Origin of the sequence: Chlorobium sp., assembly GCF_021740465.1 — a bacterium.
Taxonomy (GTDB): Bacteria; Bacteroidota; Chlorobiia; order Chlorobiales; family Chlorobiaceae; genus Chlorobium.
Map to the genome: position 1 here is coordinate 73,442 of NZ_JAIOZR010000003.1, position 15,818 is coordinate 89,259.

The 15,818-nt window shown below is 53.5% G+C and carries 12 protein-coding genes and 1 pseudogene; 7 read left to right on the top strand and 6 right to left on the bottom strand.

Annotation, left to right across the window (positions count from 1 at the left end; translation table 11 throughout):
* Positions 1–18: 18 nt before the first annotated feature.
* The 5 genes from secA to lipA form a co-directional block, all read right to left on the bottom strand.
* Positions 19–3,117, bottom strand: coding sequence for a preprotein translocase subunit SecA (secA, locus tag K9G39_RS02225; protein WP_292003298.1), 3,099 nt, complete (start codon positions 3,115–3,117; stop codon positions 19–21).
* A 204-nt stretch (positions 3,118–3,321) separates the two neighbouring features.
* On the bottom strand, positions 3,322–4,266 hold the full coding sequence (locus tag K9G39_RS02230; protein ID WP_292003299.1) for a DNA glycosylase: 945 nt from the start codon (positions 4,264–4,266) through the stop codon (positions 3,322–3,324).
* Between the two features lie 747 nt (positions 4,267–5,013).
* A complete protein-coding gene (locus K9G39_RS02235; RefSeq protein WP_292003300.1) occupies positions 5,014–5,709 on the bottom strand; it encodes an SDR family oxidoreductase in 696 nt (231 codons plus the stop codon).
* Between the two features lie 5 nt (positions 5,710–5,714).
* Complete coding sequence (locus K9G39_RS02240) at positions 5,715–6,275, bottom strand: hypothetical protein (protein WP_292003301.1); 561 nt, start codon at positions 6,273–6,275, stop codon at positions 5,715–5,717.
* Between the two features lie 39 nt (positions 6,276–6,314).
* On the bottom strand, positions 6,315–7,226 hold the full coding sequence (gene lipA, locus K9G39_RS02245) for a lipoyl synthase (RefSeq protein ID WP_292003302.1): 912 nt from the start codon (positions 7,224–7,226) through the stop codon (positions 6,315–6,317).
* A gap of 175 nt (positions 7,227–7,401) precedes the next feature.
* Between lipA and K9G39_RS02255 the strand changes: the two are divergent.
* Positions 7,402–7,826: pseudogene (locus tag K9G39_RS02255) on the top strand (DUF1801 domain-containing protein).
* On the top strand, positions 7,823–8,149 hold the full coding sequence (locus K9G39_RS02260) for a 4a-hydroxytetrahydrobiopterin dehydratase (protein ID WP_292003305.1): 327 nt from the start codon (positions 7,823–7,825) through the stop codon (positions 8,147–8,149). Before K9G39_RS02255 ends, K9G39_RS02260 begins: the two are co-directional and overlap by 4 nt.
* An 86-nt stretch (positions 8,150–8,235) precedes the next feature.
* Here the strand turns inward: K9G39_RS02260 and K9G39_RS02265 are convergent, their stop codons facing one another.
* Positions 8,236–8,421: a DUF2892 domain-containing protein gene (locus tag K9G39_RS02265; RefSeq protein WP_292003306.1), complete on the bottom strand. Its 186-nt coding sequence runs from the start codon at positions 8,419–8,421 to the stop codon at positions 8,236–8,238.
* Positions 8,422–8,682: 261 nt separating this feature from the next.
* Between K9G39_RS02265 and cysQ the strand changes: the two genes are divergently transcribed.
* From cysQ to K9G39_RS02290, 5 genes are all read left to right on the top strand, one after another.
* Positions 8,683–9,480 (top strand): 3'(2'),5'-bisphosphate nucleotidase CysQ, encoded by a 798-nt coding sequence (gene cysQ, locus K9G39_RS02270; protein ID WP_292003307.1) that lies wholly within the window; start codon positions 8,683–8,685, stop codon positions 9,478–9,480.
* 318 nt (positions 9,481–9,798) lie between these two features.
* On the top strand, positions 9,799–11,001 hold the full coding sequence (locus K9G39_RS02275) for a TRC40/GET3/ArsA family transport-energizing ATPase (RefSeq protein ID WP_292003308.1): 1,203 nt from the start codon (positions 9,799–9,801) through the stop codon (positions 10,999–11,001).
* A 541-nt stretch (positions 11,002–11,542) separates the two neighbouring features.
* Positions 11,543–13,597, top strand: coding sequence for a carboxy terminal-processing peptidase (locus tag K9G39_RS02280; protein WP_292003369.1), 2,055 nt, complete (start codon positions 11,543–11,545; stop codon positions 13,595–13,597).
* A gap of 103 nt (positions 13,598–13,700) precedes the next feature.
* Entirely contained in the window at positions 13,701–14,630 is a 930-nt protein-coding gene (locus tag K9G39_RS02285; protein ID WP_292003309.1) for a calcium/sodium antiporter, read from the top strand.
* Positions 14,631–14,788: 158 nt separating this feature from the next.
* A complete protein-coding gene (locus K9G39_RS02290; protein ID WP_292003310.1) occupies positions 14,789–15,787 on the top strand; it encodes a hypothetical protein in 999 nt (332 codons plus the stop codon).
* Positions 15,788–15,818: the final 31 nt, after the last annotated feature.

The following is a 15,818-nucleotide window of genomic DNA, read 5'->3' on the forward strand; positions in this document are numbered from 1 at the left end:
GGTGAGCGTTACAAGGCATCACGGCTGCTGGCCATGACAGTTTTTATATTTTTTCCCGCTGCCGCAGGGACAGAGGTCGTTACGTCCGGGTTTTTTCTCTGCAACGATCGGCTGCTGAACGCTATCCGTCTCTGGCTGCTGACCGGCTCCCCCCTCTTCAATCTGCTGGTATACGCTTTCTGCCGCCTGATGCTGGGCAACAAGCTTTTCCTGGCGCAGGGCCTCTTTTTTCTGGCGGGCCTCTATTTCGCGGGCTTCTTCAGGATTGATCGGAAAAAGCTTGAAGGCCAGTGAAAGGGTCTCCAGCTCGATCTCCTGCAAAAGCCCCACAAAGAGGCGGAAAGCCTCCTGCTTGTATTCGAGCAGCGGGTCTTTCTGGCCGTAGGCCCGAAGGTTGATGCCCTCCCTGAGCGAGTCGATCTCCCTGAGATGCTCCCTCCACTTTTTGTCGATCACGCTGAGCACGGCATATTTTTCGATCTGCCCCATGATCTCCTGCGGAATCTCCTCTTCCTTGCGTTTATAGAAGGCTATGGCGGTATCGTAGAGCCTGTCGGCGATTCCCTTAACGCCTTCGCGATCGTAGATGTCGCTTTCAGGACGGAATTCAACCGACAGCTCACGGAGCACCCGCTCCTCGAGTTCCGGAGCATCGAAAGCCTTGTCATATTTTTTTACCACCAGATCGCAGTAATCCCGCAGCAGGTCGAAAATATCTCCGGTCAGGCGGTCTTTCTGCAAGCCGTTGCGGCGACGGGTATAAATGACGTCGCGCTGCTGGTTCAGCACATCGTCGTATTCGAGCAGGCGCTTGCGGATGGCGAAGTTCTGTTCCTCCACCTTTTTCTGGGCTCGCTCGATCGATTTGGTGATCATGGAGTGCTCAATCACATCACCCTCTTCATGGCCGAGGCGGTCCATAACAGAAATAACCCGATCGGAACCGAACAGGCGCATAAGCTCATCCTCGAGAGAGACGAAAAACATCGTTTCTCCGGGATCGCCCTGCCGACCGGCACGTCCGCGCAGCTGACGGTCGATGCGCCGGGACTCATGCCTTTCAGATCCGAGAATGAACAGTCCGCCCAGTTCACGAACACCCTCTCCCAGTTTGATGTCCGTGCCTCGTCCGGCCATGTTCGTGGCAATGGTTACTGCACCTTTCTGGCCGGCACCGGCAACAATTTCGGCTTCCCGATCATGCTGCTTGGCGTTCAGCACGCTGTGCACGATCCGTTTTGCGCGCAGCATTCTCGAAAGCGTCTCCGATACCTCGACGCTTGCCGTGCCAACCAGTACAGGCTGCCCCTTTTTCTGCAGCTCTTCTACCTTCGTGACAATGGCGTTGTATTTCTCCCGACGGGTTTTGTAGACCAGGTCATCCATATCCCGGCGCACGATCGGCCTGTTTGTAGGAATGACCACCACGTCGAGTTTATAGATCTCGTAGAACTCCGAAGCCTCGGTTTCAGCCGTACCGGTCATGCCTGCCAGCTTTTTGTAGAGACGGAAGAAATTCTGGATGGTAATGGTTGCCATTGTCTGTGTCTCGCCTTCGACCCTCACGTTTTCCTTGGCTTCTATGGCCTGGTGCAGGCCGTCACTGTAACGGCGACCCGGCAGAATGCGTCCGGTAAACTCATCGACAATCATCACCTTGCCCTCCTGCACCACATACTCGTCGTCACGCTCGAAAAGCGAATAGGCCTTGAGCAGCTGGCTGATATTGTGCAGACGCTCGGAGCGGTCGGCAAAAAGGCGGTAGACTGCGTCCTTCTGCTTGACCTTGTCGGCAGGGGTGAGTGCCGTGTTGCTTTCGATGACGGCAATTTCCGAACCTACATCGGGCAGGAGAAAGAGGTCGCTGTCCTGATGGCTCAGGCGGCTGAGAAACTCACGCCCCTTGTCGGTAAGGTCGATGGTGCCGGCCTTTTCGTCAACGGCAAAAAAGAGCTCGTCGTCGACCTCGTGCATGCGGCTGGCATTGTCCTTCAGGTACTCGTTTTCGGTACCCTGAACAAGTTTCGCCATGCCCTGCTGCGAAAGCATCTTGATGAACCGGCTGTTTTTCGGCTGGCCGCGCTTGACCCGAAGAAGAGCGAGCCCTGCATCGAACTCTCCAGGCTTGGCCTTTCCGGACGAATCCCTGAGAGAAGCTTCAGCTTTGGAAAGATAGCCGGCGACAAGCTGTTGCTGGCTGCGCACGATCTGCTCGATCCATGGCTTGATTTCCTGGAACTTGCCGTTGTTGTCGGCGTTGGGAACAGGCCCCGAAATGATAAGCGGCGTTCTGGCCTCGTCGATCAGCACACTGTCGACCTCATCGACAATGGCAAAATAGAAATTGCGTTGCACCATCTCGTCAACGGTACCGGCCATGTTGTCGCGCAGGTAGTCGAAGCCGAACTCGTTGTTCGTGCCGTAGGTTATATCGCAATGGTACTGCTCCCGGCGCTCGATCGGATGCATGGTATTGAGAATCACGCCCACACTCAGCCCGTGAAACTCGAATACGGGAGTCATCCACTCCTTGTCGCGCTGGGCAAGATAGTCATTGACCGTCACCACATGCACGCCGCGTCCGGTAAGTGCGTTCAGAAAAATCGGAAGGGTGGAGACAAGGGTTTTGCCTTCACCGGTAGCCATTTCCGATATCCGACCGGAGTGCAGAACCATGCCGCCGACGAGCTGTACGTCGTAGGGCACCATGTCCCAGATCATTTCGCGGCCCATAACCTGGTAGGAGTGATTTTTCAGGCGGCGGCAGGTATCCTTGACGAGTGCAAATGTTTCGGGAAGAATTTCTTCGAGCACCGAAACGGTGGCCTTTTCATAATCCTGGGCAAGGGTGTCGAGTTCGTCGTTGATGGCATCCGCCTTGTCGAGATCGATATCCGGGTTGCCGAGCGCGGTTTCAAGTTCATGGCGCTTTTCCTCGATTGGCTCGAGCACTCCGCGCACCTTCCGGCGCAGTTCGGCCCCCTTCCTTTTCAGGTCGTCATCGGAAAGCGACTGAAAGGATGCCTGCAGTTCATTGATACGCTGGATGACCGGCTGTATTTTCTTTATGTCCTTGTCGTGTTTCGATCCGAATATTTTCTCAAAAATTTTCAGCATTCTTTTTTCTTCGTTCTCGCTTGTGTTTCATACGGGTTGTGAAACAGGATAGATAATTGTTTTGTAAGGTATTGAATTACCTTCTGAGAAAAAAGACGTCCCCGACAAAAAAAGCGGGGGAGAGGGCACAGTTCATGCCTGTTTTGCGGGTCGCCGCTCTTTCCTGGCGGGGATTCTCCGGGGAAAACGCTCTTGCGCCCGGGATTATGCCGTTCTCAGATGTCTGACTTTTCTTCGCCAGCAGTGGAAAAGCAGATGCCCGGCATAACCGGCCAGCTCAGGCTTCAGAATGGTGCGGATCTCCTCCTGAAGCCTGAGATAGTTTTTTTCCGTCAGCGCATCCGAAGCCCTCCGGATGCCGAACCACCCGGCAAGATACTGCCGGACATGGGTGTCGATCGGAAAGGCGTCGAAACGACCAAGGCCGAACAGCGCGATGCAGTCGGCGATTTTAGGGCCGATGCCGTCAAAATCGCAAAGCTGCTCCCTTAACCGGTCGAGCGGAAGCTCCCCGGAACCCAGTTCACCGAAATCCAGCAGGCCGGAAGCTGCGGCTCCGGCAACACGTCTTATGTTGACGGCTCTCCGGTAGTTGTTGTTGGTACAGGCCTGCAGTAGCGGCAGGGGGGCTTCTGCAAGGCATTCGGCATCGGGAAAGCGGTAAAGGCGGTGTTTTTGTCCCCTGAACTCTATGGTACATGGCGAGCCGAACTTCTCGCACAAAAGGGCGATCTGCCGCCGTATCAGCGTCATGCCGATACCCTGGGCACACATGAAGGTTATGGTTGTTTCAAAAGGCTCCTGCCGGAGCAATTTCAATCCCGAATACTCCTTCAGCAACTGTGCAACCTCAGGGTACTGTTTTATGAAACCCTCCCCGAACAGATTCCGGTTGTCGATATCAAGGGTTAAATATGTGCGTAACACATCAGTAAGCGGCGTTTCGCCTATCTCGTCATCCGAGGAGTAAATGGATATTGATCCGTCATTTATACTGCTGATAACTACCGGCATGTTTCGGATAAAAGAGATGTAAAACCCATCAAAACCTGATATTTTATCCCATCTGAATGACTGCCCACTAAACAATGTATCCTTAATAAATAAAGGATAATAATGAGTTATTGTAGATAATTTATTTATGATCATGTATTGATTTATGCTTATCGATAACAGGATCCATATCCTGTGAAAATATTTTTTATTATAAATACTATTTTATTGTAATGAAATAAGATGAAGTTTTTTACATAAAAAAATTATAATAATACTATTATGCGTATTTTTGATGATTTATGTGGTGTAAGTTTGCTGTTACCATTTGTTTTATATGTTTATTATGATTACTAATATCAACTATATTTTATTCTGAATTATTGATATTTTATTTTTAAAAACGCTTGATATGATGATTATATCATTGCTCTAATGATATTTATAGTCCGTTAAGATTATAATATTTATGGCGTTGATGTCTGGTTTATCAGCTTTCAGCGAAAGAAATAATAATTGTTCATCTGTATGTATGGTTCCCTGACAACCGGGTCATGCCGGAAAGCAAGATGGTTCTGATGTGAATTTTATGCTGCTTATTCTGAAAAACAGGGAGACGGTAACTGCGCGTTGAATCCGTCGCGAAGCCCCGTCAGGGCGCTCGTCATAACGGTGCATGCAATGCCGACCTCAGGTGTCGGAACTGCATGCACCGTTCATGGAACAATGCTGTAATGGTTAGTGGTGGCTGATTTCGTGCCGCATTCAGGACAGAATTTCACATTGGACTGAAGCGGGGGGCTGTATTGAGGGCTGGTTGCGCGTGAATTGAATTTTTGTCAGGTCTGTTCGGGTTTTGTGTTAATAAAACGCCGGACACCGCTTCAGGCGAAGCGGTCTCTTTCAGCTCAACTGCCTGAAGCAGCCCAGCAGTGACTCCTGCGGGGCCTCTTCGGCCCGAATCAGCTCGAAAGTACGGTTTACTGCTTCCGGGGCCACGAGCGACAGTACGGCGATCTCGGCCACGTCACTGCGATCTATGGAGCCGGTTATCCGGTCGCCGGTATCGAGCACCAGACGGTGCTGCAGGGGCGGGCCGTCAAGCAGGCCTCCCGGCCTGATGACGGTAAAGGCGAATCCCTCGTCCGTGAACAGCCGCCGCACTTCGTTTTCGCCCGCCAGCTTCATGTCGAGCACCCGTCCGTATTTGTTGAGCGGGTGCTCCGGCCTGGTAACGGCAAGCGAGCTGATGAGAATGAAGGTTTTCACCCCCTCTTTTTTTGCCAGCGTCGCCAGGCGGATAACCGCGTCGCGATCGATGGCCGATGGAGGAAGCGCTTCGGGGTCCATGACGTTGCTGCCCAGGGCGCAGATCACGGCATCCGCATGCCGGCAGGCCGCCACGATCTCCTGCTCGTGCTCCGTGGTTCCCAAGGTGAGCCTGTCGGTCACTTCCGGTCCGAATTTTTCCAGGGCTTTTTCTCCGGAGCGCACAAAAAGGCGGTAATCGACGCCGTAGTGCTGAAGCCTCCTGACCACCCGCTGACCGGTTCTTCCGGTTGCTCCGGCGACGAGCACAGTTCCTGAATAGGGGTGCATGGGTGTCAGCCGAATAATGAAAACTTTACATTCAGAATCATGGTCAGGTCAATCAGGCTGTGCAGCAAGAATACCGTGGGCAGGTCGCGATACCAGAAAAAGCTCAATGCCCAGCTTCCGGCAATAAGGAGCTGCGTCGGCATGAAGAGCGGTTTGAAGGGACTTGCCTGGTTGACATGTTCCGGAAGGATATCGAGCCAGAACAGGCCGTGGATCACGCCGCTGTAGACCATAAAAAAAAGCATTCCCGAAGCGAAAAGCAGCCAGGCGTTTTTTGTCGCCAGGCCTGCAAGTCTTTCGCCCATAGAGAAAAAGGCGTAGAACATGAAGGTTTCGGCAATGCCGTTGCCGAAGGTAAAGAGCAGCACCGAAGCCCAGTCCAGCGTTCGGCCCCCGTCGTAGGTGGAGTTGGTGTAAACGAAAGCGTTAATGGCCACAATGGCCACCGAGGCGGCAAGCAGCACCTTGCGGCGAAGATCGAAATCGGTATTGTAGCTGAAGGTTTCCTTTCTGAAAAAAATCAGCCCGATTGCGATGGCTATAAACCAGTAGGTAAAAATTTTCATGGGTATAGACCATTCCATAATGACAGGTAAGTTAAAATTTTACGTATTGTTATGTAATTCTTCGCTTTTTTTTGAGCTCAACCGGACAGGCGTGGATGCCACGAACGCCGCGGCATGGTAGGAGCTTCTCACGAACGGGCCGGACTGCACATGGCGAAAGCCGAGCGATTCGGCCATGCGCTTATACTCAGCAAACTCTTCGGGAGTAACATATCGGTTCACCGGAAGGTGGGATGCTGTCGGCTGCAGATATTGGCCGATCGTCACCATATTGCAGCCGAACGAAGCGAGATCCGCCAGTGAAGCGAAAACCTGGTCGAAGGTTTCTCCCATACCGACCATCATGCCGGACTTCGTGGAAAGCCCGAAGATGTTATTTGCCCGTTCGAGCAGTTCAAGGGATTTGCGGTAATCAGCCTGAGGGCGTATCGTCCCGTAAAGCGAGGGGACGGTTTCGATATTATGGTTCAGCACTTCCGGTACCTCACGCATAACCCGGTCGGCGTTTTCAGTTATACCGTCAAAATCTGGAATAAGACATTCGATGCTGACTTCCGGATTTTCTGCACGGATGCTTCTGATTGCGGAGACCCAGTGCCCGGAACCTCCATCGGCAAGGTCGTCCCGGTTGACGCTGGTCAGTACCACATGATTCAGGTTCATGTTTTTTACTGCAAGGGCAATCTTTTCGGGTTCTCCGGGATCCGGAGGTGCCGGCAGAACGGTTTTATCGACGGCGCAGAAGCGGCAGGTACGGGTGCAGACCGAGCCGAGCAGCATAAAGGTTGCCGTGCCTTTCGACCAGCACTCCTGCAGGTTGGGACACATGGCCGAACGGCAGACCGTGTTCAGCCGGAGTCCCGAAAGCAGCTGCCGCGTCGCGGCGAAATGCTCGCCGGTCGAGAGTTTCAGCTTCAGCCATTCGGGTTTTTTCTGTCGATCACGGTTCATTGCTTTCAGGCCTGGTCAGTAAAATTAAGAGGCAATATATGAAAATGCCTTCTGAATGCATGGCCTGATGCTTTTACAGCGTGCAGAGGACTAATGCACGGCGAAGTTCCGATGTGAGGTGATTTTTTGGGCAAACCAACGGTTGACATAATTATACAACCTTAAGCCGGGAATGATGAAACAGCACGAACCTGAAAGCATTGATGACTATCTTGCAGGCTTCCCGCAGGATGTCCGCCGGACTCTGGAAAAGATTCGCTCCACCCTAAGAGCGGCGGCACCGGAAGCGGAGGAGAAAAAATCAGCTATCGGATGCCGACCTTCGCCCTGAAAGGCAATCTCGTGCATTTCGCCGCTTTTAAAACCCATATAGGCTTCTATCCGACCCCTTCGGGTATTGAGCGCTTTCGGGACGAGCTTACCAGATATGACTGCGCGAAAGGTACCGTACGTTTTCAGCTCGGGGAGCCTGTTCCGTATGATCTGATAGCACGCATCGTCCGATTCAGGCGTTGCGGAGAATCTCGCAAGAGCCTCTGCAAAAGAGAAAAAGCCGAATACGAATTTACAGCATATTACTGCATAAGGGAGCAATCATGAACGAACTGAAAAAGAGGGCTTGCGAGCCCTGCCGTGAAGGATCCGCCCCGTTGTCGGCGATCGAGACAGAACGGCTGATGAAGCAGCTGCAAGGATGGAACATCGTTATGGAGGATGGCGTCAACCGGCTGCAGCGTACATTCACATTTCCGGATTTCAGGCAGGCGCTGGCTTTCACCAACAGGGTCGGCGAATTGGCAGAAGCCGAAAATCACCACCCGAAACTGATAACCGAGTGGGGACGGGTAACTGTGGCCTGGTGGACACACTCTGTAAACGGGCTGCACCTGAACGATTTCATCATGGCTGCCCGCACCGGCTAACAGGCTTCGGGCTGAAGCCTGAAACGGGAATTTCTCTCTGAAGGAATTGTCAGAGGCTTGAGTATGTATCTTTTCGTTAACAAATACTAACAGTTACTGCAGGTTTTTATGCCCAGTATCTTGTAGAGAGGACAGAAGCCGATACCTGCGGTAATGAGCGGAATCAATCCGGCAGCTCCCAGCCAGTTCTGGTATACAACGCCCAGCACGATGATTATGATGCCTAAGACGACCCGGATAACCCGATCCACCTGTCCCATGTTCTTGTTCATTTCCTGACTATTGAATGTTTTATTGTTCTGCTTTTAAGCAGGAAGCATGTATTTGCCCCCCGCTCATACTACACTTGTCTTTTACAAGGCTTTTTTCCTGCATTCCGTTCCTTACCCGGTGGAGAGAGCACGATTGCGGACAAGGGTATCAAAAGCATGAATATTTTGAAAACTGTCAGGTAACCCTATTTTGTTCAGGGAATTATCTTTTGCGGAAAGTGCCGTGCGGACGGCCGAACCCCTGAAATTTCAATACACGCCATGTTTTCTCTACCTGAAACGGAAACAGCCCTGGAGACCGCTCTTGAAGCCGGAGAACTTATCCTCGATTGCTATGGCCTCGAGGAGATTCGGACGGAATACAAGTCCGATAACTCGCCATTGACCACCGCCGACAGACAGAGCAACGAGCTCATTCTGCGAAAACTTTCCGAAACCGGCCTTCCGGTTTTAAGTGAAGAAGGCCAACAGGCTCCCTATGAAGAAAGAAAGTCCTGGCCCTCTTTCTGGATGGTCGATCCCCTTGACGGAACAAGGGAGTTTCTTGCCCGGAACGGGGAGTTTACCGTCAATATAGCCCTGATCCGTGACGGGCACCCCGTTCTCGGTGTTGTCTATGCCCCGGCAAAAGAGCAGCTTTATTTTGCGGTCCCCGGAGAGGGCGCTTTTCTGCTCGAGGGTGCTCGCGGCATGATCGGCTCACCGGAGCGGATAGCGGCGGCCTCCCTCAGGCTTCCGTTTTCGAGCAATCCCGACAGCTTCAGAATTGTCGCGAGCCGTTCCCATATGGATGAGAAAACCCTCTCCTATCTTGAGCGTCTTCGTCAGAACAATCCCGATCTCGATGTGCTGCGCTGCGGAAGCTCCCTGAAGTTCTGCATGGTGGCATCCGGCGAAGTACACAGTTATCCCCGATTTTCACCCACCATGGAGTGGGATACCGCCGCAGGACACGCCATTCTCAATGCTGCAGGAAAAACGCTGATCGACACCGTAAGCCATAGGGAGCTGGTCTACAACAAGGAAGACCTTCACAATCCGGGGTTCATCGCGCAGTAAAGGGGTACCGCAGCATTGCAGATATGTCGGACACTTTTCACCAGGCGCAATTTCCAGGGATTTGTCTTGAAAATCCTCGCCGAAACCGGTTGCTCCGGAAGCACGGGGATGAGAGAATTGAACCGAAACGCACTTCTTTGACCGGGAAATAAGCTATATTAAAGTTCGCTGTAGATTTTTTTTCGACAGGGGGACTGCTCTCCTGATCAGTTGTGCGTTTTCGCTTCAATATTCAGACCTCTGAAGAGTGCTTTACCGTTTGTACGTCGGTGGATCTGAGTTTTTGGCGTATTTATCAATAAAACCAATCTCAGGTTCATGCGTATTTTAACGTTTACAGGAAAAGGCGGCGTCGGCAAGACAAGCGTTTCCGCTGCCACGGCCGTGCGGCTCTCGGAGCTCGGTTATCGTACCCTCGTGCTTTCAACCGATCCCGCGCACAGTCTGTCGGACTCCTTCAACCTGCCGCTCGGTTCCGAACCCACAAAAATAAAGGAAAATCTGCATGCCATCGAGGTCAATCCCTATGTTGACCTGAAGCAGAACTGGCATGCCGTGCAGAAATTCTATACCGGCATATTCAAGGCCCAGGGCGTTTCAGGCGTCGTGGCCGACGAAATGACCATTCTTCCCGGTATGGAGGAGCTTTTTTCGCTCCTGCGCATAAAGCGCTATAACGCAAGCGGACTTTACGACGTCCTGGTCCTCGATACTGCGCCGACAGGCGAGACCCTGCGGCTTCTCTCCCTTCCCGACACGCTGGCATGGGGCATGAAAGCCGTCAAGAATGTCACCAAATACATTGTCCGGCCGCTCAGCAAGCCACTATCGAAGATGTCCGATAAAATCGCGAGTTACATACCTTCCGAAGATGCGCTCGATTCCGTCGATCAGGTTTTCGACGAACTCGAGGACATTCGCGAAATCCTGACCAACAACCAGAAATCGACGGTACGCCTGGTGATGAACGCCGAAAAAATGTCCATCAAGGAGACCATGCGGGCTCTTACCTATCTGAACCTCTACGGTTTCAAGGTCGATATGGTGCTGGTCAACCGCTTGCTCGATACCGAAGAGGACAGCGGATACCTGGAAAAATGGAAAACCATCCAGCAGAAATATCTCGGTGAAATCGTGGATGGTTTTTCGCCGCTTCCGGTCAAGAAACTCAGAATGTACGAGCAGGAGATCGTGGGGCTGAAGGCGCTCGAACAGTTCGCAAGGGACATGTACGGCGACAGCGACCCTTCTGCCATGATGTATGACGAACCGCCCATCAAGTTCGTCCGCACCGGCGATATCTATGAGGTACAGTTGAAGCTCATGTTCGCCAACCCTGTAGATATCGATGTCTGGGTGACCGGCGATGAGCTGTATGTGCATATCGAAAACCAGCGAAAGATCATCACGCTTCCCATCAGTCTTACCGGGCTCGAACCTGGAGACGCCTACTTCAACAACAAGTGGCTGCACATTCCCTTCGACCTGAACAACCACAAGCAGAACGGAAGCCGACGGTAGCCGCTTTGCTGCCGGATCGCCTTCATCCCGACATACCATGCGGATGGTTGCGGCGATACCCGATGTTTCACCCTTGTTCCGAAACGGCCGCTTTGCCCGGCCGTTTTTTTTTCGTGATGAAAAAGGACCTTCCGCCCGTTCGTCCGGGCAATCCGATCGAACGGCGGCGCATCGCGAACATCCCTTCTGTCCGGGGAGTGTCCTGTGCACGGCAGGGAAGAGACCGCCACTCTTTGGGCCGGTGCTGCCGAGCCGCACCGGCTTTTTGATACAAACGGGCCAAGTGTTAGATTGATGTAATTCGCGAACAGAACGCAGTTCCGATTTCCCTGTCTTCCTTCAGGGCGCCGATACATGAACGGGTGTGTTCCGGTACGACCGGCTTGAATGATGGTCTCGATAAATCTCACCGGAAAAAAAGTTCGGAGCGCAAGTTTCTATCGCAAAGCGGCGTCAAAAAATAAACACGGGGTTTTGCATTTCCGGCGGTATGCCGTCATGCAACAAGGTCGCTATTCCGATAAATCCTCTCCTTATCACCATGCTCGGAAAAAGTCTGTTCTGCATCATGCTTGTATTTGCTCTGGTTATACCTGCAGCCGCCATAACCACCGCAAAATCAACTCCGTCTCGATCCGGGGTGTCGCCACTCGTTCCGACGGCCGCCCAGGAGGAGGCCGGAATGTATATCAGACAATTTCTTCTCGATCGGCACTACAGAAAGGTATCACCGAAAGATTCCCTCTCCATGGAGATTTTCAACCGCTATATCGGCATTCTCGATGGCAGCCGAAGCTATTTCCTGGCCAGGGAAGTAGACAGTCTGAGGCAGGTCTACGGGAACCGGTTTGATGATGAACTTCTCTCCGGCAAGGCAGACGCCGGATTCGCCATCTACAACTTCTTCATTAAACGCGCAAGGGAGAAAGTGCGGTATATGAAGGCAGCGGCCGGTACGGCAACATTCAACTTTTCGGTTCCCGATACCCTCGATCTCGACCGCAAGAACGATCCCTGGCCGGAAAACCGCAAGGAGTTGACCGGCTTGTGGAACAGAGAGCTGAAGTACCAGTGGCTCGATTTGAAATCGTCCAGCGAACCACCCAAAGGCATACGAACCGAGCTTGCGAAAAACCTGGCCGGCAGACTCAATCTCCTGAACCGTCTGAACTCCGATGATGCATTTCACGCATATGTTACAGCCGTAACAACGTCGTTCGATCCGCATACCAGCTATTTCTCGCCGGATGAGTTCGAGAATTTTCAGATCGACCTGAGTCGTTCACTGGAGGGCATAGGCGCCCGGCTGCAGATTGAAAACGACTATATCGTCGTCAACGAGGTGATTCCCGGAGGACCTGCTTTTAAAAGCAGGCTTCTGAAAAAAGGAGACAGGATCATCGGCGTAGGACAGGGTCGGGCATCGAAAATAGTCGATATAACCGGCTGGAGGATCAACGATGCCGTGGGACTAATCCGCGGAAAGAAAGGCTCCCTCGTGCGTCTGAAGCTGCTGCCGGCAAGCCAGGCGGGCAGGGGGCCAGCAAAAATGATTCAGCTTGTCCGCGACAGGATCAATCTTGAAGAGGAGGCTGCCGGTAAACAGATTGTCCGGATCAACGGACGGAAAATCGGCATTATCACCATACCTTCCTTTTATCTCGATTTCGATGCTCGCAAAAGGAATGACGGCAATTTCAACAGCACAAGCCGCGATGTCCAGAAAATTCTCGGTGAACTCAATGCGGAAGGTGTCGATGGTGTCATCCTCGATCTGCGCGATAACGGAGGCGGTTCGCTCGAAGAAGCCGTGAACGTTACCGGTCTGTTCATTCCCCAGGGACCTGTGGTGCAGATCCGGAGCCAGTCGGGCGGGACATCGGTTCTGGGTGATAAAGACGCCAGGGTGCAGTACGACGGCCCTCTTGCGGTACTTGTAAACCGTTACAGCGCATCGGCTTCCGAAATCGTGGCTGCCGCAATCCAGGATTACGGCAGGGGTGTGATTATTGGAGAAAGAACGTTCGGCAAAGGCACGGTGCAGAGCCTCATCGATCTTTCTGAATCCCTCTCTCCGGGTACGGGGGGAGCGGGACTGGGTCAGATAAAATTGACGATGGCGAATTTTTACCGTATTTCAGGTGGGAGCACGCAGCACAAGGGGGTCGAACCGGATATTTTCATGCCGTCGATGATCGACACCGCCACAATCGGAGAGGACACCTATTCCAGCAGTCTTCCGTGGACCACCATTCAGCCTTCGCTCTACCAGGCAACAGGCCAGATAACTCCGGCAACGATAGAGCTGCTGAAGCAGAAAGAGAATGTGCGTTCAACCTCGAATCAGCATTACCAGGCCTATCTGCGCGATCTTGCCACCCTCGACCGGATCCGGAAGAAAAAGGGGATCGTGCTTCAGGATGCGGCATTCAAATCCGAAGCGGAAGTCATAAAACAGATAGAAAAAAAGTGGGGAACCGACCGGGAGGCAGCGAAAAGTACCAAAAACGATGTGCTGCTCAACGAATCGGCTTCGGTTCTGGTCGATCTCGGAGAGCATGGGACAACCATTCCGGGCCGATCCGCAATGAGGTGAGACCGGTTCAATTCCCGGCAGATCCGGCAAAAGATAGCTCCGGCTTTGAGTAACAGGAGGTTTTTTGTGATACTCCGGGAACAACGGGGTGAGATTTCGGGCAATGACGGACTATATTTTTTTACTTGCCGGTATAGGCTGCGCCGCGTTCGGCGGAGAGTTCTTTGTCCGCGGGGCTGTGGGCACGGCATTGGCTCTCCGCATAGCTCCGGCAATCATCGGGGTTACCGTAGCGGCGTTCGCCACCTCAAGCCCGGAACTTTCCATTGCAGTAAGTTCGGGACTTGCCGGCAAATCGCAGATATCCCTCGGCGATGCGCTCGGGAGCAATATTGTAAACATAGCGCTCATTCTGGGTATCGCTCTGCTCATATCGGACATTCCTGTCGCGTCAGGTACGATACGACGTGACGTATCGGCTGCCGTTCTCGTCCCCCTGTTAACCGTGTTTTTTGTGTTCGACGGCACGCTTTCGAGGCTCGACGGACTGCTCATGCTCTGCATGTTTATCGCATGGCTCACGGCGGCGGTACTCGAAGCAGGCCGCCAGAGGAAATCGGCCGAAAGCGGCGTCGGCCGCATGAAAGTCCTGAACCCGGCGCTTTTTGCGATCGGCGGCCTTCTGCTGCTGATACTTGCCGGGCGGCTGATCGTTTCCGGTGCAACCGGCATTGCCCGCGCTTTCGGGCTCGACGAATTCATTATCGGCGCTACCGTTGTCGCCCTGGGAACCTCCATGCCGGAACTCGCCTCCCTTGTGTTTGCCAAACTTCGGGGGCAGGATGAAATCGGTCTCGGCACGATTCTCGGCAGCAACATCTTCAATGGATTGTTCATCGTTTCCGTAGCCGCGATCCTCAGCCCGGTACGCCCCCTCTTGCATGAAGTGCTTCCCGCACTTGCTTTCGGACTTCTGTCGGTACTCATAGCGCTTCCCTGGCGTGGCAGCGGACGAATCAGAAGAGGGCAGGGCGTCTTCCTGCTGCTGCTCTATGCCCTTTATCTTGTAACGGTGTTCCTGCTGCACCCCTGAAGGGGCTGCATAAGCCGAGCGGTCCGGCTTTTCGCGCATGGAGAGGGAAAGGTGAGGCGCAAGGATTGAGGTTCTTTTGCAGGGCTTTCGTATCTTGTTTTTAATGCTGAAGCCTCGCTGCATTTTTTCAAACCCATGAAAAAAAGGAGGGCCTGCCCGTGGACGCCATCATTTCCTCCATCATTCCGGTTCTCGATTCCGTTCGCTCCACACTGATGAACCACAAAAACGTGGTTGCCACCGGCGTTGGGTACAAGGTAACCGAGGGCCGAAAAACCGGGCAGCTGAGCATCATCTGTTCGGTCGAACGGAAGGTGCCCCTGTCGAGCCTGTCGAGCAGCGAGATCCTGCCGAAAGCCGTGGACGGCATTCCCACCGACGTCGTTCCTACCGGAAGGATACGGGTGTTTCAGCCTCCTACCGGCCGGTTCCGTCCCGCACCGGGAGGGGTAAGCGTCGGCCATTTCGAAATCACGGCCGGAACCCTGGGGTGTCTGGTCAGAAAAAACGGGGAGCTGTACATGCTCTCCAACAACCATGTGCTGGCAAACAGCAACGACGCGTCGGTCGGCGACCCTATCCTTCAGCCGGGGCCCTACGACGGCGGGAAAAACCCCGAGGACCTGATAGCCGAACTGAGCGAATTCGTGACGATCAACTATACCGACTCACAGAGCCAGTGCCCGATAGCCAACGGGGTCGCCGACGTGTGCAATGCCCTGGCGGCGCTCTCAGGCAGCAGCAGCCGGCTGCAGGCGGTTACGGTTCAGGCGGCTCATAACCTTGTCGATGCGGCGATTGCACGCATCCTGAAGCCCGAGGATGTAAAGGAGGAGATTCTCGGCATCGGCTCCGTTACCGGAACCGCCGAGGGAAAGCTCGGCATGGCGGTCAGAAAAAGCGGGCGCACCACCGGTTTGACCACGGGAGAGATCCAGCAGATCGATGTTACCGTCAATGTCACCTATGGCGGCGGAAGGGTGGCGCAGTTCCGCGACCAGCTTCTGGCCGGCGCCATGAGCCAGGGCGGCGACAGCGGTTCGACCGTGCTCGATAACGACCGGAAAATCGTGGGGCTGCTCTTTGCCGGAAGCGACCAGACCACCATCATCAACAGGATTCAGAACGTATTCAGCCTGCTGGGAGTCACCTTGTGAGGGTTTGGGCCCTGCTGGCGCTCCTGGTGGC

Coding starts and splice junctions, on each gene's coding strand:
- K9G39_RS02265 (WP_292003306.1), bottom strand. CDS start 8,421: ATGAACAAGAACATGGGACAGGTGGATCGGGTTATCCGGGTCGTCTTA.
- K9G39_RS02285 (WP_292003309.1), top strand. CDS start 13,701: ATGACGGACTATATTTTTTTACTTGCCGGTATAGGCTGCGCCGCGTTC.
- K9G39_RS02280 (WP_292003369.1), top strand. CDS start 11,543: ATGCTCGGAAAAAGTCTGTTCTGCATCATGCTTGTATTTGCTCTGGTT.
- K9G39_RS02260 (WP_292003305.1), top strand. CDS start 7,823: ATGAACGAACTGAAAAAGAGGGCTTGCGAGCCCTGCCGTGAAGGATCC.
- secA (WP_292003298.1), bottom strand. CDS start 3,117: ATGCTGAAAATTTTTGAGAAAATATTCGGATCGAAACACGACAAGGAC.
- K9G39_RS02275 (WP_292003308.1), top strand. CDS start 9,799: ATGCGTATTTTAACGTTTACAGGAAAAGGCGGCGTCGGCAAGACAAGC.
- K9G39_RS02235 (WP_292003300.1), bottom strand. CDS start 5,709: ATGCACCCCTATTCAGGAACTGTGCTCGTCGCCGGAGCAACCGGAAGA.
- K9G39_RS02240 (WP_292003301.1), bottom strand. CDS start 6,275: ATGAAAATTTTTACCTACTGGTTTATAGCCATCGCAATCGGGCTGATT.
- lipA (WP_292003302.1), bottom strand. CDS start 7,226: ATGAACCGTGATCGACAGAAAAAACCCGAATGGCTGAAGCTGAAACTC.
- cysQ (WP_292003307.1), top strand. CDS start 8,683: ATGTTTTCTCTACCTGAAACGGAAACAGCCCTGGAGACCGCTCTTGAA.
- K9G39_RS02230 (WP_292003299.1), bottom strand. CDS start 4,266: ATGATCATAAATAAATTATCTACAATAACTCATTATTATCCTTTATTT.